This is a genomic window from Klebsiella sp. BIGb0138, assembly GCF_004342285.1.
Lineage (GTDB): Bacteria > Pseudomonadota > Gammaproteobacteria > Enterobacterales > Enterobacteriaceae > Klebsiella.
Genome location: NZ_SMCV01000003.1, coordinates 472168 through 499059 on the forward strand (window position 1 = coordinate 472168; position 26892 = coordinate 499059).

Consider the following 26892-nt stretch of genomic DNA (forward strand, 5'->3'; position numbering starts at 1 on the left):
GGGTGCTATGGCCTACGGGGCTCAGCTGTACTGACGAATGCGGGCGATCAGATCGTCGACGTTCTCAATACGTTCGGCAATCACGATCAGCGCTTTGCCGAGCGTGATTGCATGACGCAGGCATTCATGGCGCATCGCGTCATCCTGGATCGTGTCGATATCGGCGACGTGGGACAGCCCGACGCTGCGGCGAATCAGCTCGGTACCGCAGAAGCCAATCGCGTCGGTCCAGACCTTTTTCAGGAACAGCGAGGCGTAGCCGGGGTAAGCCAGCGCCGCATCGCGCGTTTTCTCCGTCGCCAGCGCCTGGAAGCGCTCGGCGAAGGTGCTCCACAGCTGCTGGATATCGCGCAGACGCTGTTCGCGGGCGGCGGCGGCATCGCGAATGCCCAGATGCCCCGGCAGGCCGCAATAGTTCAGCAGCAGGTTGCCGATGGCGGTGCCGATATCAAAACCTATCGGGCCGAAATAGCCGAATTCCGCGTCGATGGCTTTAAAACTGCCCTCGGCCACGAAAATGGAACCGCTGTGAATATCGCCGTGCAGCAGCGCTTCGGCATGCGAAAAGAAACGCTGCTTCAGCGCGGCCACCGCCAGTTTGAGCTGCGCGTCGTCGCGCAGGGCGGCGACGTCGGCTTCCAGTGCGGCCGGGTAGTTGTTGCGCTCGTGAACCTGATAAGGGTCGTTGAAGAACAGGTCTTCGGTGATTTCGCACATCTCCGGGTTAATAAACTGCGCCACCTGAGCTTTTTTGTCATGCGGGTGGAGATAAAAGTCGCTGGTGTGAAACAGCGCCTGCGCCAGGTATTCTCCCAGCTGACGCGCGGCCTGCGGATAGTAAACGTTGGCGATCAGCTCGCCGCGCCAGATGCGATGATCGGAGAGATCTTCCATCACCATCACCGCCAGCTCGGGATCGAAATGGTGGATTTTCACCGTGTGCTGCGGGCAGTGCTGATAGTGCGCCACCAGCGTTTGCGCCTCAAGACGGGCGCGATCGAGGGTCAGCGGCCAGGATTCGCCCACGCAGCGGACGTAGGGCAGGGCCTGCTTAACGACAATGCGGCTGACGCCCTGAGTATCAAAAATCTTAAAGACCAGGTTGAGGTTGCCATCCCCCACTTCCTGCGCGGACACCAGTTCCGACGGATTATCGATGCCGCCAAATTGTTGTGCGTAAGCCACGGCATCGCCGGGGGTGAAGGTATGGTATTGCGACATTGCCTCGATCCTCAAAAGTTCTGATTAAGCCGTTCAGACGTCTATACTTCTGGATTTCATCCTGACACAATGTAATACAACAACGCAACAGGGATTTAACGATATGCAGACACTACAGACCACCAGCCTGCGGGTAAGCGAAAATCAGCTTTTTATTCTTGATCAGCAGGCATTGCCACAGGAAAAACGCTGGCTGGCGGCGGATAACGTTGCGTTACTGGTGGACCATATTCACGCGCTGCGGGTGCGCGGCGCGCCGTTAATCGGCCTTTCGGCCAGCCTGTTGCTCGCACTTCTGGCGCAACGCGGCCTCAGCCGGGATGAACTGGCGCAGGCGCTGGACACATTGCGCGCGGCGCGTCCGACGGCGGTTAACCTGATGAACAACCTCGATCGCATGAAGCTGGCGCTGGCAGAAGAGAACTATTCCCTGGCGCTGGAAGCGGAAGCGCTGCGCCTGATTGAAGAAGATAAACAGCTGTGCGCCAGCATTGCTGAGACCGGCTGCGCGCTGGTGAAAGCGGGCAGTCGCCTGTTAACCCACTGCAATACCGGCGGCCTGGCGACGGCCGGCGTCGGTACCGCGCTGGGGGTGATTGCGCTGGCTCATCAGCGAGGGCTGGTGGCAAACGTCTGGGTTGATGAGACGCGCCCGCTGCTGCAGGGCGGCCGGCTTACCGCCTGGGAGCTGGGGGAGCTGGGCGTGCCTTACCAGCTAATTACCGATTCGATGGCCGCCAGCCTGATGGCCAAAGGGCAGGTGGATGCGGTATGGGTCGGGGCCGACCGTATCGCCGCGAACGGCGATGTGGCGAATAAGATCGGCACCTACTCGCTGGCGGTGCTGGCGAAATACCACGGAGTTCCGTTCTACGTGGCGGCGCCGCAAACCACCCTCGATCGCCATTGTCCGAACGGCGAGGCGATTCCGATTGAGCAGCGGGCGGCAGCGGAGGTCACCGGGGTGGCCGGGAGTTTCGGTTCCGTGCAGTGGGCACCGCAGAATGCGCCGGTTTACAACCCGGCGTTTGACGTCACGCCGGCCGCCTTAATCGACGGCTGGGTGCTGGACAGCGGGGTGGTGACCCCAGCCCAGGTGGCCGCCGGGGCGTTCGCCCCGCAGAGCGACTCATGAACTCTTCATATTTCACTTTACAAAACCGCTGGCCGAAAGGCCTCTGCAGCTGAGGCCAGCCGGGTGAACCGCCTGGCGACGGTAAAGGGAGGCGGCGCGCCGTCGCCGTTTTTTTCGTTGCTTCCCGGCGCTCCGCTCTTCTTTTCCCCCCATCTTTTGCAGTATGAATCACTGCCTTAACACGCTCCTGCCAGCGGTAATATTGCCATCATGCAAACCTTCAGTTGTTTGATTGTTAAAAGCTGGGGTTTTATATGAATATCGAGCATAACGGTGTCTTTAAGTTGCCTGATGGGAAATATTGTTCCGTCGCGCGGGCGGTGTTAGTATCGGGTAAATAGCCATTTAGACGGCTAAATACATCATCGCTAAATTAAGGAACTGCTATGTGGCAAGAAAGACTCGCGCAACTGGTCACCACCTGTCATTGGATCGGCGCGAAAGGCTGGGCGCCGGCGACCGGCGGCAACATGTCGGTGCGCCAGGATGAGACCTGGTGCTGGCTCAGCGAGTCGGGGCGCGATAAAGGCAGCCTGACCACCGACGATTTCCTGCAGGTTGAGATTGCCACTAACCGGGCCCCTTCCGGGCGTAAGCCCTCTGCCGAAACCGGCCTGCATACGCTGGTTTATCGCCTGTTCCCGGAGGCTAACGTCGTTCTGCACGTACACACCGTCAACGCCACCGTGCTGTCGCGAATTGAGAAGGGAGATACCCTGGCGCTGCAAGGTTACGAAATGCAGAAAACGTTGACCGGACAACGCAGCCACCTCGATACCGTACCGGTGGCGATTTTCGATAACGATCAGGATATTGATGCCCTGGCGGCGCGTATCGAAGATGATGCGCAGACCCGCCCGCTGCGCTATGGCTTTCTGCTGCGCGGCCACGGCCTGACCTGCTGGGGGAAAGATATCGAAGAAGCGCGACGCCAGCTGGAAGGGCTGGAATTCCTGTTCGAGTGCGAGCTGCTGCGTCGCCGCTACGAGCGTGACTAAGTTTATCTCAGCGATCGGATCAGGCATGGATTTTTATCTGGGAATCGATATTGGTACCTCGCGGGTGAAGGCGGTGCTGTTTGATGAGCACTTTCAGGCGCGAGCCAGCGCGGCGGCGAATACCGGGCCGCATCTGTCGGCGAACGGTTTTGCCGAGCAGGATATGGCGCAACTATGGCAATCGGTGATTGCCATTTTGCAACAGATTGCCCGGCAGCCGGAACTGAAGGCCGGACGTCTGCGGGCGATTGGGCTTGCGGGGCAGGGCGAAGGCGTCTGGCTGAGCGATGCCGAAGGCGAACCGGTTGGCCCGGGGATCTTGTGGAGCGACACCCGCAGCCGCGCGCTGATGAGCGAGCTGTTACGCCGCCCGGGGTTCGACCGGCGCTTTTTCGCCGACACCGGCACCCATCTGCAACCGTGCAATACCAGCATGCAGCTGTGCTGGCTCCAGCAGCATCAACCGGAGCGGCTGGCGCAGGCCAGCTACCTGTTTTTCGCCAAAGACTGGGTGCGTTTTCGCTTAACCGGCGTGGCGGCGCTTGATTTTACCGACGCCAGCACTTCGCTGCTTAATCAGCAGAGCGGCGAGCTGTCCGAAGTCGTGCTTAACGAAATGGGGCTGGCCGATCTGCGGCACCTGTTCCCGCCGCGGCTGGCTCCCGATGCGCCGGCAGGCACGCTGCGTGATGAGGTGGCCGCCCTGACCGGGCTACCTGCCGCCACGCCGGTGGCCGCCGGCGCGCTCGACGTATGCAGCGCCGCGCTGGGCTGCGGCGCGGTCAACGATGGCGATATCTACACGATTCTTGGCACTACCTGCTGTACCGGGATTGTCTGCCACGGCCGCCAGACGGTGAATGAAGGCACGCGCTACGTGACTCACACCGAGTCGGGAAGCTTTATCAATCTCTTCCCGATGCAGGCCGGCACGCCGAATATCGACTGGCTGCAACAGCATATTTCGCTGACGGCGGACCTCCAGCTGCTGGAGCAGTCTATCGCCGCCGTCGAGCCGGGCAGCGGCGGCGTGTTCTGGCAACCCTATCTTAACGGCGAACGGGCGCCGTTTTTCAGCCCCGATGCGCGGGCCGGTTATTTTGGCATTAGTCAGCACACCACCCGCGCCGAGCTGCAGCGGGCGGTGTTTGAGGGGCTGGCCTACGCGATTGTCGATGCGTTGCAGGGATATCCCCGCGGGGGAGAGCTGTACCTGACCGGCGGCGGCGCGGCGTCCGCCACCTGGCTGCAGATTATTGCCGACTGCACCGGCCGCACGGTGGTCTCCAGCGCCTTTAATGAACTCAGCGCCCGCGGGGCGGCGATACTGGCGGCCCGTAGCGTCGATGGGCTGGCGCACTATCCGCAGCTGGAGCAGACCCGCTATCAGCCCGATTCGCAGGCTCACGCCCGCTACGCCGCGCTGTACCCGGTTTACCGGCTGTTGCGCGAGCAGATGCTGCCCGTCTGGCAAGCCCGACAGGATGCACTTCAACGTCTTTCTCAGGAACCCTATTCATGAAAATCGTTTTTACCGCCGAACATTCCGGCGATCTCGCAGCCTTCCAGCAACTCGGCGAGCTGCTGGTGGAAGGATGGGCGCTGGGCAAACCGAAACTGAGCGCGCGCCAGCTGATTGACCTCGCGCACGATGCCGATGTTCTGGTCACCAGCTATGACGATGTTACGGAAGAGGTGATCGCGGCCTGCCCGCGTCTGAAGGTGATTGCCTGTACCCGCGCCAATCCGGTCAATATCGATACCAAAGCGGCGCAGGCGCGGAATATCCGCGTGCTGTATACGCCGGGTCGTAACGCTGACGCCGCGGCGGAGCTGACCATCGGGCTGATGCTGAGCCTGGCGCGGCATATTCCGCAGGCCCACGCCGCGCTGAAGCGCGGGGCGTTCACCAATGCAGAGAACGCGGCGGTGGCCACTCAGGCCGGACTGCGCCGCGATGTGGTCTGGGACGTTAGCCCCGAGAGCCCCTATGAAGTGTTTAAAGGTAGCGAGCTGCGCAACAAAACGCTGGGGCTGATTGGCTATGGCAATATCGGTCGCCGCGTGGCGCGTATTGCGCGGGCGTTTGGTATGGCGGTGCTGGTGGTGGACCCGTTTGTCGCCGGCGAAGATATCAACGAACCGGGACTGCGGAAAACCACCCTGGAGGCGTTATTCCGCGAAGCGGATATTGTCAGCCTGCATCTGAGCAGCGGCGCGCACAGCGACGGCCTGGTGAATGCCGCCCTATTGAACAGTATGAAGCCCGGAGCGTTGTTGATTAACACCTCGCGCGCCGCGGTAGTGGATGAAGAGGCGTTGATTCACGCGCTGCGCCACGGTCCGCTCGGCGGCGCGGCGCTGGATGTCTACCACCGTGAGCCGCTGTGGCGCGACCATCCGTTTATCACCGGGTTAGATAACGTGATCATCACGCCGCATATCGCCGGCGCCACCCGGGAGAGCATCGCTAAGCATACGGCGATGATTGCCGCCGACCTCCAGCGCTATGTCGCTGGCGAACCGCTGCTCTATCAGTGGCGCTAAGCCGCGGGCCGGAGATTATCCGGCCCGGTTGGCCGCCATAAACGCCAGGGTATGATCCCAGTCGACAACCCCGGCGTCTGATCCCAATCCGGTCGCCACCAGCGCGGCGACCGCCGATGCCACTTCACAAGCCGCTTTTACGCTCAGCCCACGGGCCAGGGCGGCGATAAAACCGCCGCAGTAGCTGTCGCCGCAGCCGGTGGTGTCTACCGCGTTAACGCGCCACGGGGCGATATGTTCGACGCCGCCGTCGCCGCTCAGCAGCCACGAGCCGTTTTCGCCATCCTTCAGAATGCAGTTGCCGACGCCAAGATCGAAGAAGAAGCGGGCGATGTCGGCGGGATCGGTGCGTCCGCTAAGGTAGCTTGCCTCTTCCAGCGAAGGCATAAAATAGTCCACCGAAGGCAGCAGCGGGCGCAGCAGTTCCAGCGTGTTCTCATGCGGGGCGATTAAATCGAAGCTGGTGACAATTCCCCGGGCTTTCGCCGCCGCCAGCAGACGCGCGCTTTGGCCCCGATCCATGGCCGCCAGCAGCCCGCTGCCGCCGTGATGCAGAAAGCGGCAGTCGAGAATCGCGGCGAACTGCTCTTCGCTGACGAACAGGGCGTCAGAGGCGCCGCGGCAGTGCAGGGCCGGGCGCTCGCCGTTGGGGCGGATCGGCAGAATAGTCGCCGAAGTTTCCAGCCGTGAGGTTCGCTGAATCAATGAACAATCGATTCCCAGGCGGCGATAGCTGGCGAGAATAAAATCCGCCTTTTCATCTTCGCCGAGGCAGGCGACCGCTGCGGTACGCACGCCGAGTTTCGCGGCGTTGATGTTGGCGCCTGCGGCGGTACCGGCCGGGTTCAGCCGGATTTGCTCGATAAAGGCCACCCCGCCGCGCGGCGGGATGTCGCTCACCGGGCGACCGGCGATATCCAGAATAGTCAGGCCGACAAATACGGCGTCAAAAGCTGCCATTAAAGCTCCGTTTAACGATGCTGCTGGCGCAGACGCGCCTGCCAGAAGGAGAGCGCGAGGGCCACCACCAGAATGACGCCGACCAGCGCATCTTTAACCAGGTAGTTAAGCCCCATCAGATTCAGGCCGTTATCGACGATGGCGAGAAACAGCACGCCGCCGAGGGTGCCGGCGATGCTGACCCGCCCGTGGCGATTAAAGGCGGTGCCGATAAACACCGCGGCGATGGCATCCATCAAATAGGCCTGGCCGGCCAGCGGGGTAAACTGGCGCAGGTTGGCGGAGAGAATCACCCCGCCGACGGCGCAGAGCGCTGAGGCCGCCACCAGCACCCACAGCAGGGTCAGACGGTCACGGATCCCGGAGATTCGCGCCGCTTCGGCGTTCTGGCCGATGGCGCGGACATATTTGCCAAACAGGGTGCGTTCGGTAACCAGCCAGGCCAACAGCCACAGCGCGAGGACAATCACCACCGGGGTTGGAACGCCGGCGATATTCCCGACCGCGAGGTCATGATATTCAGGGGCCATTCTCCGGTAGGAGATGGAGCCGCCGCCATCGGTATAAATCCGCTCCATGCTGCTGGCGATAAACCAGGTCCCAAGGGTGGCCAGGAACGGACGAATCTGACAGATAAGAATCAGGAAGGCATTCAGCAGGCCGATAATCACCCCGCCAAGCAGGGCGCAGCCCACCGCCGCCTGCCACGGCAGGTGCCAGGTTTTTAAGGCCACCAGCGCAAAGGCGGCACCGAAATCGAGCGCCACGCCCACCGAAAGGTCGATGGCGCCGGCGCTGACGATTAAGGTCATCGCCATCGCCACGATCAGCAGAATGGCGCTTCCCTGCAGTAAGTTCGCCCAGTTATCGAGCGTCAGAAAGACCGGGTTGGCCCAGCCAAACAGGGCGATCGCCAGCAGGGTGATAATGCCGAACCCGGCCCGCGACAGCCACGCCAGCGGGCGGCTACCCGCCCCGCTGGCTGAGGATTTGAGCGTCAGCTGGCTCATCAGCGGCCTCCTTGATGTCTGACCGCCGAGGCCGCCAGTACGATGAGGATCAGGCCGCCCTTGATGGCGCCCATCCAGAAGATATTCACCCCCAGCAGGCCAAGGCCGTTGGAGAGCGCGTTCACCAGTACCGCCCCGAGCAGCGCGCCCCAGATGGTGACCACGCGGCGGCGTGAGAAGGCCGCGCCGATAAAGGTCGCCAGCACGGTTTCCAGCAGCAGTGGCGTAGCGGTTCCGCTGGAGCTGCCGGAACCCTGGCTGAGCAGCGGTAAAATCGCCAGTCCGGCGGCGATCCCCGCCAGTAGCCAGACCATAATGGTCAGACGGCGGACGTTGAGGCCGCTCATTTGCGCCATATCGCGGTTGCCGCCTACCGCCTGTAAGTGCTGGCCGAAGCGCGAGTGGTGTACCAGCAGCTGAAACAGGATGAACACCGCCAGCAGATAGATCAGCGGCCAGGGAACCCCGAGCACCGCGTTGTCGCGAAAAGCGACCATCAGCGGGTCGTTGACCGCGATGCGGCGCTGGCCGGTCAGCAGATCCGTCAGGCCGGTAAAAGCAACGGAGGTGGAGAGCGTCGCCAGCAGCGGCGGCAGGCCGGCGGCAAGCACCAGGATGGCGTTCACCGCTCCGCAGGCGAGACATACCGCGATCAGCAGCAGTAACAGCAGCAGATACGGGGTGTTCCATTCGACCATGCCGAGGCTCAGCAGCGCGACGCCGAGGACGGCGATAGCGGGAAGCGAGAGGTCGATACCGCCGGATACCACGTCATCGCCGCCGACGGCAATCACGCACACCAGGCCGAAACAGAGAATCGCCAGCGGGACGCTTTGCACCAGCATCATGCTGATATTCTGCCAGCTTAAAAAGAAAGGCGACTGGAGGCTGAGCCAGACCAGCAGCGCCAAAAAGAGAATCAGCGGAAATTTTTCGATAAGCGTCGTCATGCCCGGCAGAGCGCGACGCTGGATACCAGCACTCATATCTGTTGTTCCTGTCCACCGTTAATCGTCGCCAGCAGCGCGTCGAGCGTGAGGCCCTGGGTGGCGAGATTGGCCACCAGCGTGCCGCGCCACATCACGAGGATCCGATCGCATAATCCCAGCAGCTCCGGCGCGTCGCTGGAGGAGACCAGTACCGCGCGTCCGCGATCCGCCAGCTGACGGGTACGTTGATAGATATCGCTGCGGGCGCCGATATCGACCCCGAGGGTGGGTTCATCGAGAATAAACAGCCGCGCGTCGGTACCCAGCCAGCGGGCCAGAATGGCTTTTTGCTGGTTGCCGCCGCTCATAAAGCGCACCGCTAATTCCGGGCGTCCGGGACGGATGGAGAGCTGTTCTATCCACGTCTGCGCCTTCTGCTGCGCCCGGCCGCGGTGTTCCCAGCCCAGCGTCGCGGTCTCCGACAGCGACGCGAGATTGATATTATCGGCGGTGGAGAAGGGTAGGATCAGGCCCTGATGGCGACGGTCGCGCGGCACCAGCGCCATCCCGGCGCGGATCGCCTGTTTCGGCGTACGAATGCGTTTGGCTTGCCCGTCGATGCGAATCTCGCCGCTGCCGACGCGCTGCAGGCCGTAGAGGAGATCGACCAGTACGTCGCGACCTGCGCCCAGTAATCCGGCGATGCCGACGATTTCGCCCGGCTGAATATCAAAGCTAATATCGTGCAGCTGCTGGCCATCGCTGAGGTGGCGAACCGAGAGCAATGGCGCGGCGGCATCGGTTTGCGGCGCGCGGGTTTGTCGTGGGGTGTAGAGCTGTTCGATTTCCCGACCGACCATCATTTTGATCAGCGCATCGGTATCCTGCAGCAGGGCGCTGTCCGGGTAACCCACCACTTCGCCGTTGCGCAGAACGGTGCCGCGATCGCAGAGGGCGGCGATTTCGTTGAGGTAGTGGGAGATGTAGAGAATCGCGATCCCCTGTTCCCGCAGCCGCAGAATCGCCGACGACACCAGGCTCGCCTCCTGGGCCTCCAGCGGGGCGGTGGGTTCATCGAATACCACCAGCCTGGCGGCGCCGTCGATCAGCGCGCGGGCAATCTGCACCAGCTTGCGTTCGGCAAGGCTCAGATGGCGGATCAGCCGGCGCGGATCGATCGTCAACTGCCAGTTATCGCGAAAAAAAGTCTCGGTGGCGGCATTCATCCGACGTCTGTCGAGGGTTCCCCAGCGGGTACGGTATTCCTGGCCGAGAAACACCGATTCGGCGACGGTAAAGTGGGGGATCAGGTTGAGTTCCTGATGGATAACGCGGATGCCCAGCGCCTCAATGGCCGCCGGGTTGCCGAGCGGCAGCGTTGCACCTTCGAGGGTGGCGGTGCCGCTATCGGCCTGGTAAACTCCGGCGAGAATTTTTATCAGGGTCGATTTCCCGGCGCCGTTTTCGCCGATCAGACCGTGGATCTCACCGGGTTTGAGCTGCAGGGTGACCGCATTTAATGCCGTGACGTTAGCGAACTTTTTGCTGATCTGATTCATGACCAGACCAGCGGCGGGGAGCGCCCCGCCGAGGTGTTGATTGATCACTGCAGTTCGCCATATCCCAGCTGTTTATAGACCGCTTTCGCCTCCTGCGGCCCTTTTACCGGGACCACCGGGATAAAGGTTTGCAGCGGCAGTTTCTCTTTGGCGAAGTAGCGCGCGACGTTGTCGGCGGAGGTCTGGCCAATCAGATGCGGCTGCTGAGCCACGTTAGCGACGAACGGGCTGTCGGGTTCCGCCATGATCTCCAGCGTTTCCGGACCGGCATCGATAGCGGTGACCTTCACGTCTTTGTCGCGGCCGGTCTCTTCCAGAGCCTGAACGATACCGATAGCCGGCTGATCCCAGCAGGCGACGTGAATCGCATCGAGTTTGCCTTTAGGATACTGGCTGAGTAATTCGAGGGTTTTCTTACGTGCGTCTTCCGGGGAGTTAGCAAACTGTTCGGCCAGCTCCGGCTGAATAATATGAATATCCGGATAATCCTTAAGGACATATTTCCACTGATCGTAACGAATGCCACAAATACGCAGTGAACTGGAGAATGCATTGAATACGGCAACGTTGCCTTTACCGCCTAATTCATCCGCCATATAGCGGCCAATGGTCGAACCCAGGGTGTAGTTGTCGGAAGTGGTGTTATTGACCGAATATTTTGACACATGGTCAACGGTAAATACCGGAATGCCGGCATCGCGCAGGGCTTTAAATTTAGGCTCAACCGCGCTGTCGCCGAGAATACTAATTACCGCATCGACCTTGCGTGACAGTAAAATATCGTGGTTGTTGGCATGGACCTGATTATCGCGGCCGCCGTCGACGCCAATGACCTTGCCGCCGAGTTTTTCCACCTCCTCCGTTGCGCCTTTGTAGGCTTCACGATCCCAGAAGTGCTGGGTGCCAACCACGGCGACGCCGATGGTTTTCCCCTGAAGCGACAGGGCTTCAGCGGCCGATGCGCTAATGGAGACGAGCGAGAGCAGACCCAGTGCGGCGGGTAATAATTTTTTTCTCTGCGACATTCTTATTATGATCCTGTGATGAAGGTGGCTGCGGAGTCGTAGCATGACAATAACGAGCACGCAACCTCAAATACGAAATATGTCTAAGTTATTCCAACAATGTTATATCGCAGGATTAGCCGAGGAAAACTTAATTTTATCATTGGTAAGCTGAAAATATTTCATGATGCAAAAATTAACCCTCTTTTATATTGTGGATATAACGACTGAGCTACTATTTTTAGTACAAATAATCGTTGCTGCTTAATTATTATGATTTAAGTGGTGTGATATCTGGTAAATAAGCCGTCGGGGCGAGCGGTGTGGGGCGTTAATTGCTATATACCCAGCATATTATATGGTGGGTGGCGTTTTATCTTCCCGAGGATCGCGCTCTATGATAGCGCTCTTTATCGGGCGAGAAGAAAACAGGCACTATGAGAAAACAGCATAATCTGACCGTGATGCATTGGGGAACCTGGCAGGTACAGGCCCGCGATGGCCATATCGATGCGGTCACGCCGGTCCCCTGGGATAAGCATCCTTCGCGTATCGGTCAGTCGCTCCCCGATGCCGTCACCGGCAATACGCGCATTCGCCGTCCGGCGGTGCGGGAAGGCTATCTGAAAAACGGCCCGGCTTCCCGCGAGGGGCGTGGCAAAGAGCCATTCGTGGAGGTGAGCTGGGAGGTGGCGCTTGACCTGCTGGCCCGCGAGCTGACTTCGGTGAAGGCGCGCTGCGGTAACGAGGCGATTTTTGGCGGCTCCTACGGCTGGGCCAGCGCCGGACGTTTTCACCATGCCCAGAGCCAGCTGCATCGTTTCCTGAAAACCTTCGGCGGCTACACCGCCAGCACCAATACCTACAGTAGCGCCGCCGGGGAGCGCATTTTACCGCATGTGCTCGGGCCGCTCAGTCCGCTGCATCGCCAGCATACTCATTTCTCTGAGCTGGCGCGCGAGTGCCAGCTGTTTGTCGCCATCGGCGGTTTGCCGCTGCGTAATTCGCAGGTCAACGGCGGCGGCGCCAACGACCATATGCTGAAGCACTGGCTGGATAAAATGCAGGAAGGGGGGACGCGCTTTGTTAACATCAGCCCGGTACGTAACGATCTGAGCGCCGTGGAAAGCGCGCAGTGGCTGGCGATCCGTCCGGGCACCGATACGGCGCTGCTGCTGGCGCTGTGCCACGTACTGATCGTGGAATCGTTGTACGATGCGCAATTTGTCGCCAGCCATACGGTAGGCTTTGAGCCGTATCGCGCCTATCTGCTCGGGGAGAGTGACGGGGTAGCGAAAACGCCGCGCTGGGCGGCGGCGATTACCGGTATTGCTGAACAACAGATCGTCTCTCTGGCGCGGATGATGGCCAGCCAGCGCACGATGGTGAATATCTCGTGGTCCATTCAACGCGCGCGCCAGGGCGAGCAGGCCTACTGGGCTACGGTGGCGCTGACCGCCCTGCTGGGGCAAATTGGCACACAGGGCGGCGGGTTGGGCTTCGGCTACGCCTGCACCAATCTGGCAGGGGCCCCGCGTAAAGCCTTCTCCGGCCCGCGCTTGCCGGCCGGGGAAAACGCGGTCAGGAGCGTGATCCCGGTGGCGCGGCTGGCGGATATGCTGCTGCATCCCGGTGAGGAGTACGAGTTTGACGGCCAGCATCTGCGCTACCCCGATATCCGTCTGGTGTACTGGGCGGGGGGGAACGCGTTCCATCACCATCAGGATCTCAACCAACTGTGTGAAGCGTGGCGGCGGCCGGAAACGGTGGTGGTCCACGAACAGTACTGGACCGCGCAGGCCAAATTCTCCGATATCGTGCTGCCGGTGACCACCTCGCTGGAGCGTGAAGATATCGGCAGCGGCGGTCACGACGGCTTTATGATCGCCATGAGCGCCCAGATCCCGCCGGTGGGCGAGGCGCGCGACGATTACGCGATTTTCTGCGATCTCGCGGCGCGCCTCGGCGTTGGCGAGCGGTTTAGCGAAGGGCGGGACGCCGGCCAGTGGCTACGGCAGATTTACGAAGCGTCGCGGCCGCGGGCGCAGGAAGAGGGGATTGAGCTGCCTTCGTTCGATGAGTTCTGGCAACAGGGCGTGCTGGAATATCGCGCCCCGGAAAAACCGCAGGTCTTTCTGGCGGAGTTTCGCGCCGACCCGCAGCGCTATCCGCTATCCACCCCCTCCGGCAAAATTGAACTCTACTCGGCAACGATAGCCGCTTTTGGCTATCGCGAATGCCCGGGCCACCCGTGGTGGGACACAGAAGAGGCGGCCCGGCAGCAGGCAGAGGCCGAGCGCTGGCCCCTGCATTTGCTCTCCAGCCAGCCGCGCACCCGCCTGCACAGCCAGTACGATCACGGCAGCGTCAGCCGGGCGACGAAAATTCAGGGCCGGGAGCCGCTGTGGATGCATCCGCAGGATGCACAGGCGCGGGGTATTACCGAAGGCAGCGTGGTGAAGGTGTATAACGCCCGCGGGGCGATTCTCGCCGGGGTGCATCTCAGCGAGCAGATCCTCAAGGGGGTGGTGCAGATGTCAACGGGGGCCTGGTACGATCCGCTGGATCCTAAAGTCAAAGGATCGCTGGACAAGCATGGCAACCCGAACGTGTTGACCGAAGATCGCGGCAGTTCGCGCCTGGGTCAGGGCTGTAGCGCCCAGACCTGTCGGGTGGAGATCGCGCCGTGGCGTGAACCGCTGCCGCCGATTACCGCCTTCGACCCGCCGACGTTCGTCAGCGTGGAAATGCCGTAGTCGGTAAGGAACCGGTGGCGCGGGGGGCGCCGCCGGGGAGTATGCCGGAGGTTACGCCAGCCGCGGGTAAGCGTCGGCGATGTCGTCGCCGGTAAATTTCGCCACCCAGCCTTCCGGGTTATCAAAAATTCGAATCGCGGTGAAGTTAGGCTCTGAACCCATATCAAACCAGTGCGGCGTGTCGGCCGGTACGGAAATCAGATCGTTCTTCTCACACAGCACCTGAAAAACTTCGTTGCCGATATGCAGGCAGAACAGCCCCGCGCCTTCGACGAAGAAACGGACTTCGTCCTCACCGTGGGTGTGCTCGCTGAGGAACTTCGTGCGCAGCGCCTCTTTCTGCGGATTATCGGCGCGCAGGCTGATCACGTCCCAGCTCTGATAGCCTTTTTCCGCGACCAGTTTGTCAATCGCGTGCTGATAGGCCTCAATCACCGTTTCCGGCGTCGGGGAGACGCCGAGATCGCGGTCGGCCTGCCAACGTTCGAAGCGTACGCCTTTGGCGTTTAACTGCTGCTGAATTTCATCGCCATCCGTGCTGTGCCAGATGGCGGTCGCCGCGTCCTGATCTGAATAAATTGTTAATGCGCTCATGCTGGGATCTGCTCCGGGTGAATGTCGTCAAAACGCTGAACCTGCGGATGATGGCTGGCAGGGTCACGGTCGCCACGTACCAGCTGGATAGTGCGAAAACCGGCTGCTTCCGCGGCATCCAGCTCCTGATGAATATCGGACAGGAACAGGATGGCGGCAGGGTGGTGCCCCAGTTGTTCAGCAATGTTACGGTAGGACTGCACTTCGCGCTTCGCGCCTACCAGGGTATCGAAATAGCCGTTGAACAGATGAGTAATATCACCTTCATCGCTGTAGCCAAATAACAATTTCTGCGCCGCCACCGAGCCGGAGGAATATATATATAAATCAATTCCCTGAGATTTCCATTTTTCCAGAGCCGGCAAAACGTCCGGGTAGAGATGGCCGGTAAAGTCGCCGTTAACATAGCCCTCGCGCCAGATAATGCCCTGGAGCGCCTTCAGCGCCGTCGACTTGCGGTCTTCGTCCATAAAGGCCAGCAGCGTATCAATCAGCTCGGCGCTACTGGCGGCGGGGTTGCCGATTTCCGTACGCAGATTATCGAGGATCGTCTGCACCGGCTCAGCGTACTGCTGGGCGCTGACAAACCCTGCGATGCGTTCACGGGCATACGGAAACAGAATGTTGTGTACAAAGCGAATGTCGCTGGTGGTGCCTTCAATATCGGTCACGATAGCGCGGATCATGGTCTCTCCAGAGTGGGCGGTGCGCCGTGATGTTGGCTGCTTCAGGCGGTAACCGACATAACATTATCATTTAGACGTCTAAGCGTCTTGATTGCCAAATATTAACATCGTGTTATAGTGGCTTCAACAACAGCATTACAATCGGTAATTATAAAATGAGCAATAACCCACTGATTCCTGAAAGTAAACTCCCTTCGCTGGGCACCACCATTTTTACGCAGATGAGCGCCCTCGCGCAGCAGCACCAGGCGATAAATTTATCGCAAGGATTTCCGGACTTTGACGGGCCGCGCTACCTGCAGGAGCGCCTGGCGTTTCATGTCGCGCAAGGGGCTAACCAGTACGCGCCGATGACCGGCGTTCCGGCATTGCGTGAAGCGATCGCCGATAAAACCGCAGAACTGTACGGCTATCGTCCGGATGCGAATAGCGAGGTTACCGTGACGGCGGGCGCCACGGAAGCGCTGTACGCGGCGATCACCGCGCTGGTGCGCCCCGGCGATGAGGTTATCTGCTTTGACCCCAGCTACGACAGCTATGCGCCGGCGGTCGAACTGTCCGGCGGCGTGTTGCAACGCATTGCCCTGCAGCCGCCGCACTTTCGCGTTGACTGGCAGGCGTTTGCCGCAGCGCTTAGCGAACGCACCCGGCTGGTGATCCTCAATACGCCGCATAACCCTTCGGCGACGGTCTGGCAGCGTGAGGATTTTGCCGCGCTGTGGCAGGCAATTGCCGATCGCGAAATTTATGTGATCAGCGATGAGGTCTACGAGCATATCTGCTTTGCCGCGCAGGGGCATGCCAGCGTGCTGGCCCATCCTCAGCTGCGCGAGCGGGCGGTGGCGGTGTCATCATTTGGCAAAACCTTCCACATGACCGGCTGGAAAGTCGGCTACTGCGTGGCGCCGGCGGCGATAAGCGGCGAGCTGCGCAAGGTGCATCAATACCTGACTTTTGCGGTGAACACACCTGCTCAGCTGGCTATCGCCGACATGCTGCGCCACGAACCGGAACACTATCGCCAGCTGCCGGAGTTCTACCGCCAGCGTCGCGACCTGTTTATCGATGCCCTGCGCGCCAGCCGTCTGGAGATCTTGCCCTGCGAGGGCACCTACTTCCTGCTGGCTGACTACCGCGCGATTTCCGATCTGGATGACGTGAGCTTCTGCCGCTGGCTGACCACCGAGGTGGGCGTGGCGGCCATTCCGCTGTCGGTCTTCTGCGCCGATCCGTTCCCGCACAAGCTGATCCGTCTGTGCTTTGCGAAACAGCCGGCGACGCTGCTCGCCGCGGCGGAGCGCCTGTGCCGGCTGTAGCTATTTCACGGTCCACGCCTGAGAGAATTGCCGGTCGCTGAACATTTCCAGCAGCCCGTTAATTTGTTTCAGGCGTAATACTTCGTCGGCGTCCATCCCCAGCTCCTGACTGATTTTGTCATCGCTCCAGCCGAGATGCGCCAGCTCCTGCACGATGTCCGCCATGGCATGGATCTGATGGCGGCCCCGCGCCCGGTTATGGCGAATGGTTGCCGCCATTAAGGTATCGCGCGTGGCGCTATCGCTCGCGAGGCAGCTGACCGGGAGATAGCCGTTTAGCTGCGTGCTTAACCGTCCTTTGTCTTTTGCCAGCAGGTGGCGATGGAAGCCATCAACGATGGTGTACTGCTCATCCGCCTGTTTGAGCACCACGATAGGCTGAGTAAAACCGTTCGTATTCAGCGACGTGCGCAGCAGACGCTTTTCCGGCGGGGCGAGATTATTGGGGTTGTAATCATTGGGGGAAACGCGCTCCTGCCTGACCCATAAGACACAATCAACGGGCTGCGACCGGAACGGGCTATAGTGATGCAATAGCTGGCGCAGCTCATTCAGCGCGGCGATTCTTTCCGCACCCTGCAGAGCGCCGAGATAGCGCGCAATGTCTTCGCTTAACTGTTGTCGCATAAGATTCCCCATTGCTGACGTTTTTGGCTCATTCGTGCGCGGTAGCGCTGATAGTGGCGGGATTTTGTCGGGCTGAAGGAGAGCATCCGGCACCAGTAATCGTTATTCAGCAGTACCTTACAGATACGCCGCCAGGAAGGAATATCTTTCACCCCGGTATCGGCTTTCTGGCTGTCAGGAATCTCCGGCATCCCGTGCTTTTGATACCAGTGCAGGTAGACGGCAATTTTATTGCGATAATGCTCGGCCGTTTTTTCCGGCATGCTGTCGAGGAGAAACAGGGCGTAGCTCTTCCAGGTGTGATGATCGGGTTTGACCAGCTTGCGATGGCCGTAAAACTGATTATCGTACCCGGCATAGATGCCGCCGCAGCGCACGCCGCTCACGCGCTGGCACAGCGTGGCCCAGCGCTCAGGCTCCAGCACGTGATAAAGCCACAGCCCCTGGCGCTGCTCCGGGCCGAAAGGTTCACAAATGCGCATGTAGCGCAGCGGTACGCCGGCCTGATACATCAGGTTGTAGAGCGGGTTGTAGGCAAGCCCGCTTTTGGCAAACCAGGTCCAGATATCGGCGGTTTTCCAGTCATAAATCGGATAGATATACCAGGCGTGGCCGCCCGGCGCGGAAGTCGTCCACGGCCTGTCGTCGGCGAAGCGCTGTTTGCGTTGTGAAGCGATAGTCATAAAGCGATTAAGCGACTCATCTGCCCGGATCCCCACCAGCACGGCGGCGGGGCGGTTTTGTGCAAACCAGTCGGCGAATTCGCGGACAAAGGTTTCGAAATTCATGCCCGGACAGTAAAAAGGGAAATAGTGCGGATCGGTAATGGCGTGTGGCGGAGGTTGCCGGACCCAGGCAGTGCCGGGTTCCCAGCATTGCCATTCCGGGGTGAACTGGCTGAGCGAGTTTTGGGTGGTGAGCGGCAGGGCCACCCAGAAAAACTGTTCAATCACGTCCTGATACATTTGCCGAAGCGCCTCGCAATGGGCGATGGTGCAGGAAAACTGCGCCTCCCAGTCGATAAACAGCACGCTGATTTTACGTCCCATCCGCCGGGCGCAAAGCGCGGTCAGATGCAACATGGTGGTAGAGTCTTTGCCTCCGGAAAAAGAGACGCACAGACGCGGGAAATTAGCCATTACCCATTCGATTCGTTGCTCCGCGGCCTGCAGAACGGATTCTGGTAATGGATACTTGATTAATGTCACGACCACTATTCCTTGAATACAATTGACGATGCGGGTTCAATAATATGCTACCCCAGAAAATAACGGTCGTCATTTTTAGTTGTTTTTGTATTTGGTATTTATATATATTGGTTTTTGATATTTATGTGGTGAATTGTTTAAACGTGACGTCTGTTCAGGAAATAGTTATTTTTTCAATGAGAGAGGCGAAAACAGGGCTGCCCATCTGCGTATGATGGTAAATGAGATAAATCATCAATGAAGGCAGAGGAATATTAAGCGGAAGGACTTTCAGCCCGCGATTAAAAAAGGGATGTCGGCAGACGGTTTCAGGGATAAAACCGATCAAATCAGTTTGATTAATCATATTGAGAATAGCGATGAGCGAGTCGCTGCGAAAGGCGATGGTGCGCGCAGGAAAGAGCTTTTTTATCTGCGAATGGAACGCTTTGACTCCCGGCTCATTGGTGAGGTAACAGGTGAAACCCTCCTGGACGATGGCCTCGGAAGAGGTCAATAGCGCCGCCCGCGGGTGGTGCTGGCGACAAACCAGCGCCATCCTAACCTCGTGGAAGGGCTGGCATACGGTCTCCGGGTGGGACAGCGGGGATAAACTCAAGATCAGATCGGCCTTACGGTATGAGAGTAAGCTTTCAACCGACCCGGCGCTGAGCTGAAGTTCGTGGTGTTCCACCTGCAGATTGGGAATCTGGTAGATCGCCTGAATCAAGCGCGTGGATTCGGGGGACATAAAGAGCTGCGGGCTATAAATGACAAAGCGGGTTGTTAAATCAGAATCGTGGCTGAGATTAATCATCTGTTCGAGCTGGTGAAGACTTTTCTCCAGCTGATAATGCAGATTGATGCCCACCGTCGTCGGCGTGATTCCTTTTCCGCAACGAATAAACAGCGGGTCGTTGAGCTGATTGCGCAGGCGTTGCAGGGATTGACTCACGGCGGAGGGCGTAATAAACAGCGTTTCTGCCGCTCTGCTGATGCTCAGGTGTTGATAGATGCACTCAAAAATAACCAGCAAGTTAAGATCGAATTTTTTGAGGCCGTAAAGATTCGCCATGGCTAACATCCGGTTGCAGTCAGAGATAAAAGAATAAATTATCTGTTAATTATATTTTGTTGTGCTTTATTATTGGCTTGATGAATTATTTGAGCCTTTTTAATCGACCACAGTCGAATGTATATTACCGCAAGGAATTTAGCCAGGCTCTTTTATCCCCGGGAGCCTGGCGGTGAAGATAAGAATAAGCGGTTATTTTTCACCCATCATGAGCGGTAATTTATCGGCTTCCGGCAGGCCGACGACCTGCTGCAGCATGTTCTCTTTATTCATATAATAAATGGCAGGTGTCGCATTCGCTCCCAGCTCATCCATCAGCTTTTGGTTATCGCTGACGATCTTCATCTTTTCCGCAGAGAGATCCGCCGGGATGGCGATTGTCATTTTCCCGGCGGATTGTTCGTAGTCATGCCAGGTTTTGGCCGGATCGCGGGTGCTGAGAATCGCCGCCGCCGTCGCCGGACTTTCCGGTTTGATGACGCCCACCAGCAGCGTGCGAATTTGCACTTTGCCCGCTTCTACCCATGGGCGAGCCTGCTGCCAGAATTGTTTGCAGTACGGGCAGAAGGGATCGGCAAAGACATACAGAATGACCGGGGCCTCTTTGTTACCGTCCAGCAGCCAGCTGGCGGCCGCCATTTTCTGCCACAGCGCCTGGCCCGCCGGCGTGTAGAGCTCTTTCTGGAACAGCTGTTCACTCAGGTTGTTGCCATTTTCGTCATACATATAGCCCGAAATAGCATGCTTGCCGTCGGGGGTCAGGTAGATGGCAACCCCCATATCCTGATATTTACCCAGCCAGCCTTTTACCCCACCCGGCGCGGTAAAGGGCTTAATAATGGTAATACCCTGTTTTTCTATCGCTTTTACGGGAGCGGGGAGCTCCTCAGCATAGCTGCAGAGGGGTAAAAAACAGAGCAAAAACAGACGTTTTAACATGACTATTCCTTGTTAAATCAACGGATAGGGTGAACAGATGGCGCAGCCTATTACAGCTATAGGTATGACCTGCCCAAAGACGGATTGCCCTTTGGGGGGGCGGATGGTGTAATCGGCCCTGCTGTGACATTAAGGTAATGTAGAGCGCAACACATAGCCAGCCTGTCTGGCACTGAACCTACCTGTGGGTATTTCAGGTAACGGGGCCGCCTGAATAAGGCGGCCTTTTTACTTTCCGCTCCAGGGGATGCGAAAAGTGGCGAAACATGGCGATCGCCGCGACAGATTCACAAAGCTGTCTTGTTGCGGTTGTTAGATATCGCTGATTGATTTGATAATGCAAACGCATTGGTCGAATCGGCAAAAGTTCGTTAACTTAGACCTCAACGAAAACACGGAGGAAGTATAGATGTCCTTAATTAACACTAAAATCAAACCTTTCAAAAACCAGGCATTCAAAAACGGTGAATTCATCGAAGTTACCGAGAAAGACACCGAAGGCCGTTGGAGCGTTTTCTTCTTCTATCCGGCTGACTTTACCTTCGTATGCCCGACTGAACTGGGCGACGTTGCAGACCATTACGAAGAGCTGCAGAAACTGGGCGTAGACGTGTATTCCGTTTCTACCGACACCCACTTCACCCACAAAGCATGGCACAGCAGCTCTGAAACCATCGCTAAAATCAAATATGCGATGATCGGCGACCCGACTGGCGCGCTGACCCGTAACTTCGACAACATGCGTGAAAATGAAGGCCTGGCAGACCGTGCAACCTTCGTCGTTGACCCGCAGGGCATCATCCAGGCTATCGAAGTTACCGCTGAGGGTATCGGCCGTGACGCTTCTGACCTGCTGCGTAAAATCAAAGCGGCTCAGTACGTTGCTTCCCACCCAGGCGAAGTTTGCCCGGCTAAATGGAAAGAAGGCGAAGCGACTCTGGCTCCATCCCTGGACCTGGTTGGTAAAATCTAAAAATTCCGGCGTCTTTCATGCCACAGGTGCGTTGGCTACGCTTATCACCCCGGTCACTTACCCCTGTAAGTTCCCGGGGCTTCATAAGCCTGCCGCCTTCCTGTGACAAGAAATAGTGGGAATTTGCCTCATATCCGGGCGCGTTTGCGCCCGTTTTATTCCAGCACCATGATGCAAGCGTATTCAGGCAGCCTGAACGAGGCCGTTTGCATGATGATGTTTTTTAAGCAGGAGATTAAAAATGCTCGACACTAACATGAAAACCCAGCTCAAGGCCTACCTTGAGAAGCTGACGAAACCTGTTGAGCTGGTTGCCACGCTGGATGACAGCGCAAAATCGGCAGAAATCAAGGAACTGCTGGCTGAAATCGCCGAACTTTCGCCGAAGGTGACCTTTAAAGAAGACAACAGCTTGCCTGTCCGCAAGCCTTCTTTCCTGATCGCCAATCCTGGCTCTTTGCAGGGTCCGCGTTTTGCCGGCTCTCCGCTGGGGCATGAGTTTACCTCTCTGGTGCTGGCGCTGCTGTGGACCGGCGGCCATCCGTCAAAAGAAACCCAGTCGCTGCTGGAGCAGATTCGCGATCTGGACGGTGAGTTCGAGTTTGAAACCTACTACTCGCTCTCCTGCCACAACTGCCCGGATGTGGTGCAGGCGCTGAACCTGATGGCGGTGCTGAACCCAAATATCAAGCATACGGCTATCGACGGCGGGACCTTTCAGAACGAGATTACCGACCGCAACGTGATGGGCGTGCCGGCGGTCTTTATGAACGGTCAGGAGTTTGGTCAGGGCCGTATGACGCTGGCGGAGATTGTCGCTAAAGTTGATACCGGCGCGGAAAAACGGGCGGCGGAAGAGCTGAACAAGCGCGATGCCTACGATGTGCTGATTGTCGGTTCCGGCCCATCGGGCGCTGCCGCGGCGGTCTATTCCGCCCGTAAAGGGATTCGTACCGGTCTGATGGGCGAACGCTTCGGCGGCCAGGTGCTGGATACCGTTGATATCGAAAACTACATCTCGGTACCGAAAACGGAAGGTCAGAAGCTGGCCGGGGCGTTAAAAGCCCACGTCAGCGACTATGATGTGGATGTTATTGATTCGCAGAGCGCAGCGAAACTGGTACCGGCAGCGGTAGAAGGCGGCCTGCATCAGATTGAAACCGCCTCCGGGGCGGTGCTGAAAGCGCGTAGCGTGATCATTGCCACCGGGGCAAAATGGCGCAATATGAACGTACCGGGCGAAGATCAGTACCGGACCAAAGGGGTTACCTACTGCCCGCACTGCGACGGCCCGCTGTTTAAAGGCAAACGCGTCGCCGTTATTGGCGGCGGTAACTCCGGCGTTGAAGCGGCGATCGATCTGGCTGGGCTGGTGGAGCACGTGACGCTGCTGGAGTTTGCGCCAGAGATGAAGGCCGACCAGGTTCTGCAGGATAAAGTCCGCAGCCTGAAAAACGTCGATATCATTCTTAACGCTCAGACCACTGAAGTGAAAGGCGACGGCAGCAAAGTGACCGGCCTGCAGTACCGTGACCGGGTCAGCGGCGACGAACATCACGTCGAACTGGCGGGGATTTTCGTACAGATTGGCCTGCTGCCAAACACCAACTGGCTGGAAGGCGCAATCGAGCGCAATCGTATGGGTGAAATTATCATCGATGCGAAATGTGAAACCAGCGTCAAGGGCGTGTTTGCCGCCGGGGACTGCACAACCGTACCGTACAAACAGATTATTATCGCCGCGGGCGAAGGCGCGAAAGCCTCGCTGAGCTCGTTTGATTATCTGATTCGTACCAAAACCGCATAATAAAGTAAGACTACACCTGCATATGCAAGAGGCTACCCACGGGTAGCCTCTTTTTTTATCGGCCTGCGTTACCTGACAACCATCACCGGGATATGGGCATGGCGGATGACGCTTGAGGCATTCGAACCGAGCAGATGGGTACTGATAGAGGGATTACGCGAACCAATCACCACCACATCGGCTTTAATTTCGTTCGCCAGTTCATTGACCATGTCGCGTACGTTCCCAAAACGCACGTGCATTTTGATCCGCGCCGGATCGATGCTGAAATGACCCGCCATGGTTTTTAGCCGGGTTTCCGCTTCATGCTGCAAATGCTCTTCAAAGCGGCGCAGGTCGGCGGTAAAGCGGCTCATCGTGAAGCTGGACGAGCCAGGCAGGACGTGGAGCAGGTGAATAATCCCCTCCTGCTGGGCCAGAAACTCCGCATGGCGGACGGCCTTATCGCTTAACTCCATCTCAAAAACGTCAACGGGCATAATGATAGTGTTATACATATGCATTCCTCCTTGTTCGACTGTTTCTATATCAACATATTATAGGAAGATATAGTGTCATTCAGGTCGCAAAACTGTCAGTTCAGGCGCAAGGGGGCGTAAACTTTTGTCAGAAACAGGGAGAAGAAAGAGACAGAAAGAGGATGCGTGGACATCCTCTGAATAAAGCGTTAGACGCCTCAGGCAGCGGGGGGATTAACGATGAAACTCGCCTGCGGCTTCCGGTTGGTAGAGCAGTTCCAGCACTTCGAGATGGGCCGCCGCGCCGCCCGGTAATTGCCAGTGAATGGCGCTACCGACTTTTAGCCCAAGGAGGGCGGCGCCGACGGGGGCCAGCACGGAAAGCTGCGTTGCGCTATCGGTGACCTGCGAGGGAAACACCAGCGTCCGCACGCGCTCTTCACCGCTGGTTAAATCGCGGAACCTGACTTTACTGTTCATGCTCACGACGTCATGCGGCATTGCTTCCGGCGCCAGCATTTGCGCGCGATCCAGCTCGTCGTTCAGCGCATCTGCGACCGGGGAATTAGCAAAGGCCGGCTGCTCGAGCAGCCTGTCGATACGCTCGGCATCGAGCTCATTAATGATGATTGCGGGTCTGGTCATCGCATACTCCGTGTTATCCAGGAACCTGTCCGTAAAAGAAAACCCTCACCGAAAAAGGGCAAGGGTTAATGTCATCCCATCATACTGAGACTTGCCGGTGGTTTGAAGTGATTAAACGCACAATCAGCGATGATAGCCGCAAGGGGCGCCTGGGGGCTGGTAAAACCGGCGGCCTGTGCCGCCGCATCGTTAACTGCCGACTTTATCAATGACAAATTGCTTACTGCAGTTGCCTGGATGAGGCTGGGGCAGGAAGGCGTCTGCCGTCAGCGGCGTATTGATGGCCGTCGCCTTGATGGAGATTTGCATCTCGGTCAAATAGGCCGGGTTGCCGTTGCAGGTCAGCTTGAAGGCCTTCACACTCTGCTTGCCGTAGGCCTGCGCTACCGCCGCATCAAACGCTTCGCGACTCACGCTCTGCCCGTAGTGCTGCGCCAGGAAAACGCCGAGCGCGCTTTGCTTCACTTCGCCGCCGAGGCGGACCATCGTGCCGAAGTAGTTATCCGGGTCAAAGCCAAAACAGACGCCGTGTTTTGCATATTCATAACGCTCAAGGCATGAATTCCCGCCAGCGCCCGGCATCACGCTATTGAGTTTGTTCGCTATCTCGAGCGACAGCCCGGTTTCTGCGGCCTGGCATTTACGCCCGGCTTTCACCTCCGGCATGTTGGGCACGGGGCGGGTGGCGCAGCCGAAACGCATCCAGCGCCGGTCGTCGACACCGCGGGCGGCGATGGATTTCGGCAGGCTGGGCCACAGACCATGTACCGTCAGGAAGTCGGCTTTGTCTGGCGTCTCCTGCTGCAGACGACACTCTTCCGGCTCGGTGCGGTTGCTGTCATGCATGCTTTGGCAGAATCCCGTTTGCCAGGATAGCGCCAGTACGTAGCGGTCAAAGTCGCCATATTGCGTGGCGACAAGCGGTTCAGCGCCGGCCTGAGTTGCCGTTAGCAAGAGGGCAATGGCGACGAAATCCTTCCTGAACATTTTTATTCCTGATAGTGGATGGCAATAATTTACAGGAAATTATTAAAGCATAAAAAAGGCGCCTGCTGGCGCCTTTTCGCGTTTATTGAATTGCGGTGCCCGGCACCAGAATTTCGGTGGCGATAATCACCACCAGCAGGCCGACGATCGCCGGCACCGAGGTCCGTTTCACCACTTCGAAGGGGGAGATTTTCGCCATCCCGGCCACCGCGACCACCACGCCAGAGACCGGCGAAATGGTACGGCCGAGATTGGAGGCCTGCAGCATCGGAATCGACAGGTAAGCCGGGTTGATGCCGGACGAGTGGGCAAGCCTGGGGATCATCTCGACGAAGGCGTAAAACGGCGCGTTGCCGGAGCCGGTGGTCATCGCCGCCAGCATGGTCAGAATGACCAGCACCAGCATTAAAATAATACTCGCCGAGCCAAACGACGTGGCAATCGAGATCAGGCTGGTAATAAAGCCGATGGTGCTCAAGCCCTGAGCAAAGACGCCCGCGGCGACTAACAGCATGACCACGCCGGCGAAGGCATCGGCCATCCCGCGGTAAGCGACCTCCAGCCCGGCAAAAACGTTTTTGCTATTAAAGCCGCGCAAGAATTCCAGCACGGCGGTCAGCAGCATGCAGAGCACGAGGATAGCGATAATATGCAACTCAGGCCCCCACTTGCCATCAAAAATCAGCACGCCAATAATCGGCGTAAAGGGCAGAAGCGCATAGAAAGATGGCGCGGTGGTGGTTATCTCATTTACGTCGAGCATTTCATGAACCACGTTCTCTTTTTTATCCAGATAGCGTTGCCAGAAGTAGTGGGCAATGGCCATAGCGACAATCGCGACGATGGAGATCGGCAGGGTGGTTTTAAAGGCGAAATCGATCAGCGGCATTTCTGCCGCCTTCGCGGCCAGTACCACGTCGCCGGAGGTCGGCGAGAGAATAATGGCGGCCGGCGAGGCGCAAATCGCCGCCGCGGCGCCGCGACTGATACCGACGTTGACCATGACCGGGAACAGGGTCGCCATCAGCAGGACGCCAAGGCCGGTGGCCGAGGAGACGGCCAGCGACATCAGGCAGGCCACGAAGTAGGCGGCAATCATCAGCAGGTAGGGGGAGTTGATATAGCGCAGCGGCTTTGAGGCCAGCTTCACCACCATATCGTTAGCGCCGATGTGGGTCATATAGGTGGCGAATCCGCAGAGCATCATGATCATCATGCCCAAATCGCCGCCGCGGCTCATCAGGAGGATTTTGACGTATTCGATAATATCGGTGGCGGAATAGCCGGTGCTTTTGGTTTCGCCAGGTAAAATCTTATGCCCCATTAACGCACTGATGATAAGCAGCGTCAGGCCGCCCACAAAGAGCACGCCGGTGGCGGAATAGCCTTTAATGATATAGCGGGCGACGCCCACAATGACCACAATCCCGATAAGGATCTCAACTAGCGTAAGCATGATTTACCCCTAAGCCCTTAACC

24 protein-coding genes are annotated in these 26892 nt (G+C 58.3%); 8 read left to right on the plus strand and 16 right to left on the minus strand.

All coding sequences use genetic code 11. From position 1 onward, the window contains the following. Positions 1-21 precede the first annotated feature (21 nt). Complete coding sequence (gene mtnK / locus EDF73_RS10305; RefSeq protein ID WP_132728850.1) at positions 22-1221, minus strand: S-methyl-5-thioribose kinase; 1200 nt, start codon at positions 1219-1221, stop codon at positions 22-24. Between the two features lie 103 nt (positions 1222-1324). On the opposite strand from mtnK, the gene mtnA reads away from it, so the two are divergent. The 4 genes from mtnA to EDF73_RS10325 all read left to right on the plus strand — a co-directional run bounded on the left by mtnA (position 1325) and on the right by EDF73_RS10325 (position 5901). After that, positions 1325-2356 (plus strand): S-methyl-5-thioribose-1-phosphate isomerase, encoded by a 1032-nt coding sequence (gene mtnA, locus EDF73_RS10310; protein ID WP_132728852.1) that lies wholly within the window; start codon positions 1325-1327, stop codon positions 2354-2356. A gap of 386 nt (positions 2357-2742) precedes the next feature. Then, on the plus strand, positions 2743-3354 hold the full coding sequence (locus EDF73_RS10315; RefSeq protein ID WP_132728854.1) for a methylthioribulose 1-phosphate dehydratase: 612 nt from the start codon (positions 2743-2745) through the stop codon (positions 3352-3354). 25 nt (positions 3355-3379) lie between these two features. Continuing rightward, positions 3380-4876: an FGGY-family carbohydrate kinase gene (locus tag EDF73_RS10320; protein WP_132728856.1), complete on the plus strand. Its 1497-nt coding sequence runs from the start codon at positions 3380-3382 to the stop codon at positions 4874-4876. Further along, a complete protein-coding gene (locus EDF73_RS10325; protein WP_132728858.1) occupies positions 4873-5901 on the plus strand; it encodes a 2-hydroxyacid dehydrogenase in 1029 nt (342 codons plus the stop codon). Before EDF73_RS10320 ends, EDF73_RS10325 begins: the two co-directional genes overlap by 4 nt. A gap of 15 nt (positions 5902-5916) precedes the next feature. On the opposite strand, the gene EDF73_RS10330 is transcribed toward EDF73_RS10325, so the two are convergent. From EDF73_RS10330 to EDF73_RS10350, 5 genes are read right to left on the minus strand one after another with little or no spacing between them, the layout of a single operon-like run. After that, positions 5917-6861, minus strand: a complete 945-nt coding sequence (locus EDF73_RS10330; protein WP_132728860.1) for a PfkB family carbohydrate kinase — start codon at positions 6859-6861, stop codon at positions 5917-5919. Between the two features lie 11 nt (positions 6862-6872). Then, positions 6873-7871, minus strand: a complete 999-nt coding sequence (locus EDF73_RS10335; protein WP_132728862.1) for an ABC transporter permease — start codon at positions 7869-7871, stop codon at positions 6873-6875. Then, on the minus strand, positions 7871-8857 hold the full coding sequence (locus tag EDF73_RS10340) for an ABC transporter permease (RefSeq protein WP_132728864.1): 987 nt from the start codon (positions 8855-8857) through the stop codon (positions 7871-7873). Before EDF73_RS10340 ends, EDF73_RS10335 begins: the two co-directional genes overlap by 1 nt. Further along, the gene (locus EDF73_RS10345; protein ID WP_165905696.1) at positions 8854-10359 is read right to left on the minus strand and encodes a sugar ABC transporter ATP-binding protein; all 1506 of its coding nucleotides are present in this window, start codon (positions 10357-10359) and stop codon (positions 8854-8856) included. The genes EDF73_RS10340 and EDF73_RS10345 overlap by 4 nt, the downstream gene beginning before the upstream one ends. A 44-nt stretch (positions 10360-10403) precedes the next feature. Next, on the minus strand, positions 10404-11384 hold the full coding sequence (locus tag EDF73_RS10350; protein WP_132728868.1) for a sugar ABC transporter substrate-binding protein: 981 nt from the start codon (positions 11382-11384) through the stop codon (positions 10404-10406). Between the two features lie 416 nt (positions 11385-11800). On the opposite strand from EDF73_RS10350, the gene EDF73_RS10355 reads away from it, so the two are divergent. Beyond that, positions 11801-14119: a molybdopterin-dependent oxidoreductase gene (locus EDF73_RS10355; protein ID WP_132728869.1), complete on the plus strand. Its 2319-nt coding sequence runs from the start codon at positions 11801-11803 to the stop codon at positions 14117-14119. 51 nt (positions 14120-14170) lie between these two features. On the opposite strand, the gene EDF73_RS10360 is transcribed toward EDF73_RS10355, so the two are convergent. Together EDF73_RS10360 and mtnC are read right to left on the minus strand one after the other, a co-directional pair. Further along, positions 14171-14713, minus strand: coding sequence for an acireductone dioxygenase (locus EDF73_RS10360; RefSeq protein ID WP_132728871.1), 543 nt, complete (start codon positions 14711-14713; stop codon positions 14171-14173). Further along, positions 14710-15399, minus strand: a complete 690-nt coding sequence (gene mtnC / locus EDF73_RS10365; protein WP_132728872.1) for an acireductone synthase — start codon at positions 15397-15399, stop codon at positions 14710-14712. Before mtnC ends, EDF73_RS10360 begins: the two co-directional genes overlap by 4 nt. A gap of 170 nt (positions 15400-15569) precedes the next feature. Here mtnC and EDF73_RS10370 point away from each other — a divergent pair, with 170 nt between their 5' ends. Continuing rightward, complete coding sequence (locus EDF73_RS10370; RefSeq protein ID WP_165905697.1) at positions 15570-16715, plus strand: pyridoxal phosphate-dependent aminotransferase; 1146 nt, start codon at positions 15570-15572, stop codon at positions 16713-16715. On the opposite strand, the gene EDF73_RS10375 is transcribed toward EDF73_RS10370, so the two are convergent. From EDF73_RS10375 to dsbG, 4 genes are all read right to left on the minus strand, one after another. After that, the gene (locus tag EDF73_RS10375) at positions 16716-17342 is read right to left on the minus strand and encodes a ParB/RepB/Spo0J family partition protein (RefSeq protein WP_132728875.1); all 627 of its coding nucleotides are present in this window, start codon (positions 17340-17342) and stop codon (positions 16716-16718) included. Then, positions 17327-18550 carry a phosphoadenosine phosphosulfate reductase gene (locus EDF73_RS10380; protein WP_132728877.1) on the minus strand — a complete coding sequence of 408 codons (1224 nt, stop codon included), beginning with the start codon at positions 18548-18550 and terminating at the stop codon, positions 17327-17329. Before EDF73_RS10380 ends, EDF73_RS10375 begins: the two co-directional genes overlap by 16 nt. A 154-nt stretch (positions 18551-18704) precedes the next feature. After that, positions 18705-19604, minus strand: a complete 900-nt coding sequence (locus tag EDF73_RS10385; RefSeq protein ID WP_132728879.1) for a LysR family transcriptional regulator — start codon at positions 19602-19604, stop codon at positions 18705-18707. A 192-nt stretch (positions 19605-19796) separates the two neighbouring features. Continuing rightward, positions 19797-20543, minus strand: coding sequence for a thiol:disulfide interchange protein DsbG (gene dsbG, locus EDF73_RS10390; protein WP_132728880.1), 747 nt, complete (start codon positions 20541-20543; stop codon positions 19797-19799). A 409-nt stretch (positions 20544-20952) separates the two neighbouring features. Between dsbG and ahpC the strand changes: the two genes are divergently transcribed. Then, a complete protein-coding gene (ahpC, locus tag EDF73_RS10395) occupies positions 20953-21516 on the plus strand; it encodes an alkyl hydroperoxide reductase subunit C (RefSeq protein ID WP_086871483.1) in 564 nt (187 codons plus the stop codon). Between the two features lie 241 nt (positions 21517-21757). Next, on the plus strand, positions 21758-23323 hold the full coding sequence (gene ahpF, locus EDF73_RS10400) for an alkyl hydroperoxide reductase subunit F (protein ID WP_132728882.1): 1566 nt from the start codon (positions 21758-21760) through the stop codon (positions 23321-23323). A 68-nt stretch (positions 23324-23391) separates the two neighbouring features. On the opposite strand, the gene uspG is transcribed toward ahpF, so the two are convergent. The 4 genes from uspG to dcuC all read right to left on the minus strand — a co-directional run bounded on the left by uspG (position 23392) and on the right by dcuC (position 26869). Beyond that, positions 23392-23820, minus strand: coding sequence for a universal stress protein UspG (gene uspG / locus EDF73_RS10405; protein ID WP_132728883.1), 429 nt, complete (start codon positions 23818-23820; stop codon positions 23392-23394). A 195-nt stretch (positions 23821-24015) separates the two neighbouring features. Next, positions 24016-24426, minus strand: a complete 411-nt coding sequence (gene rnk, locus EDF73_RS10410; RefSeq protein ID WP_132728885.1) for a nucleoside diphosphate kinase regulator — start codon at positions 24424-24426, stop codon at positions 24016-24018. A 189-nt stretch (positions 24427-24615) separates the two neighbouring features. After that, entirely contained in the window at positions 24616-25413 is a 798-nt protein-coding gene (gene rna / locus EDF73_RS10415; RefSeq protein WP_132728886.1) for a ribonuclease I, read from the minus strand. Between the two features lie 82 nt (positions 25414-25495). After that, a complete protein-coding gene (gene dcuC, locus EDF73_RS10420; RefSeq protein WP_132728888.1) occupies positions 25496-26869 on the minus strand; it encodes an anaerobic C4-dicarboxylate transporter DcuC in 1374 nt (457 codons plus the stop codon). Between the last annotated feature and the right edge of the window lie 23 nt (positions 26870-26892).

Bases quoted from the DNA above. Each gene is read 5' to 3' on its own strand.
- mtnK (WP_132728850.1), bottom strand. From the start codon at position 1,221: ATGTCGCAATACCATACCTTCACCCCCGGCGATGCCGTGGCTTACGCA.
- mtnA (WP_132728852.1), top strand. From the start codon at position 1,325: ATGCAGACACTACAGACCACCAGCCTGCGGGTAAGCGAAAATCAGCTT.
- EDF73_RS10315 (WP_132728854.1), top strand. From the start codon at position 2,743: ATGTGGCAAGAAAGACTCGCGCAACTGGTCACCACCTGTCATTGGATC.
- EDF73_RS10320 (WP_132728856.1), top strand. From the start codon at position 3,380: ATGGATTTTTATCTGGGAATCGATATTGGTACCTCGCGGGTGAAGGCG.
- EDF73_RS10325 (WP_132728858.1), top strand. From the start codon at position 4,873: ATGAAAATCGTTTTTACCGCCGAACATTCCGGCGATCTCGCAGCCTTC.
- EDF73_RS10330 (WP_132728860.1), bottom strand. From the start codon at position 6,861: ATGGCAGCTTTTGACGCCGTATTTGTCGGCCTGACTATTCTGGATATC.
- EDF73_RS10335 (WP_132728862.1), bottom strand. From the start codon at position 7,871: ATGAGCCAGCTGACGCTCAAATCCTCAGCCAGCGGGGCGGGTAGCCGC.
- EDF73_RS10340 (WP_132728864.1), bottom strand. From the start codon at position 8,857: ATGAGTGCTGGTATCCAGCGTCGCGCTCTGCCGGGCATGACGACGCTT.
- EDF73_RS10345 (WP_165905696.1), bottom strand. From the start codon at position 10,359: ATGAATCAGATCAGCAAAAAGTTCGCTAACGTCACGGCATTAAATGCG.
- EDF73_RS10350 (WP_132728868.1), bottom strand. From the start codon at position 11,384: ATGTCGCAGAGAAAAAAATTATTACCCGCCGCACTGGGTCTGCTCTCG.
- EDF73_RS10355 (WP_132728869.1), top strand. From the start codon at position 11,801: ATGAGAAAACAGCATAATCTGACCGTGATGCATTGGGGAACCTGGCAG.
- EDF73_RS10360 (WP_132728871.1), bottom strand. From the start codon at position 14,713: ATGAGCGCATTAACAATTTATTCAGATCAGGACGCGGCGACCGCCATC.
- mtnC (WP_132728872.1), bottom strand. From the start codon at position 15,399: ATGATCCGCGCTATCGTGACCGATATTGAAGGCACCACCAGCGACATT.
- EDF73_RS10375 (WP_132728875.1), bottom strand. From the start codon at position 17,342: ATGCGACAACAGTTAAGCGAAGACATTGCGCGCTATCTCGGCGCTCTG.
- EDF73_RS10385 (WP_132728879.1), bottom strand. From the start codon at position 19,604: ATGGCGAATCTTTACGGCCTCAAAAAATTCGATCTTAACTTGCTGGTT.
- dsbG (WP_132728880.1), bottom strand. From the start codon at position 20,543: ATGTTAAAACGTCTGTTTTTGCTCTGTTTTTTACCCCTCTGCAGCTAT.
- ahpC (WP_086871483.1), top strand. From the start codon at position 20,953: ATGTCCTTAATTAACACTAAAATCAAACCTTTCAAAAACCAGGCATTC.
- ahpF (WP_132728882.1), top strand. From the start codon at position 21,758: ATGCTCGACACTAACATGAAAACCCAGCTCAAGGCCTACCTTGAGAAG.
- uspG (WP_132728883.1), bottom strand. From the start codon at position 23,820: ATGTATAACACTATCATTATGCCCGTTGACGTTTTTGAGATGGAGTTA.
- rnk (WP_132728885.1), bottom strand. From the start codon at position 24,426: ATGACCAGACCCGCAATCATCATTAATGAGCTCGATGCCGAGCGTATC.
- rna (WP_132728886.1), bottom strand. From the start codon at position 25,413: ATGTTCAGGAAGGATTTCGTCGCCATTGCCCTCTTGCTAACGGCAACT.
- dcuC (WP_132728888.1), bottom strand. From the start codon at position 26,869: ATGCTTACGCTAGTTGAGATCCTTATCGGGATTGTGGTCATTGTGGGC.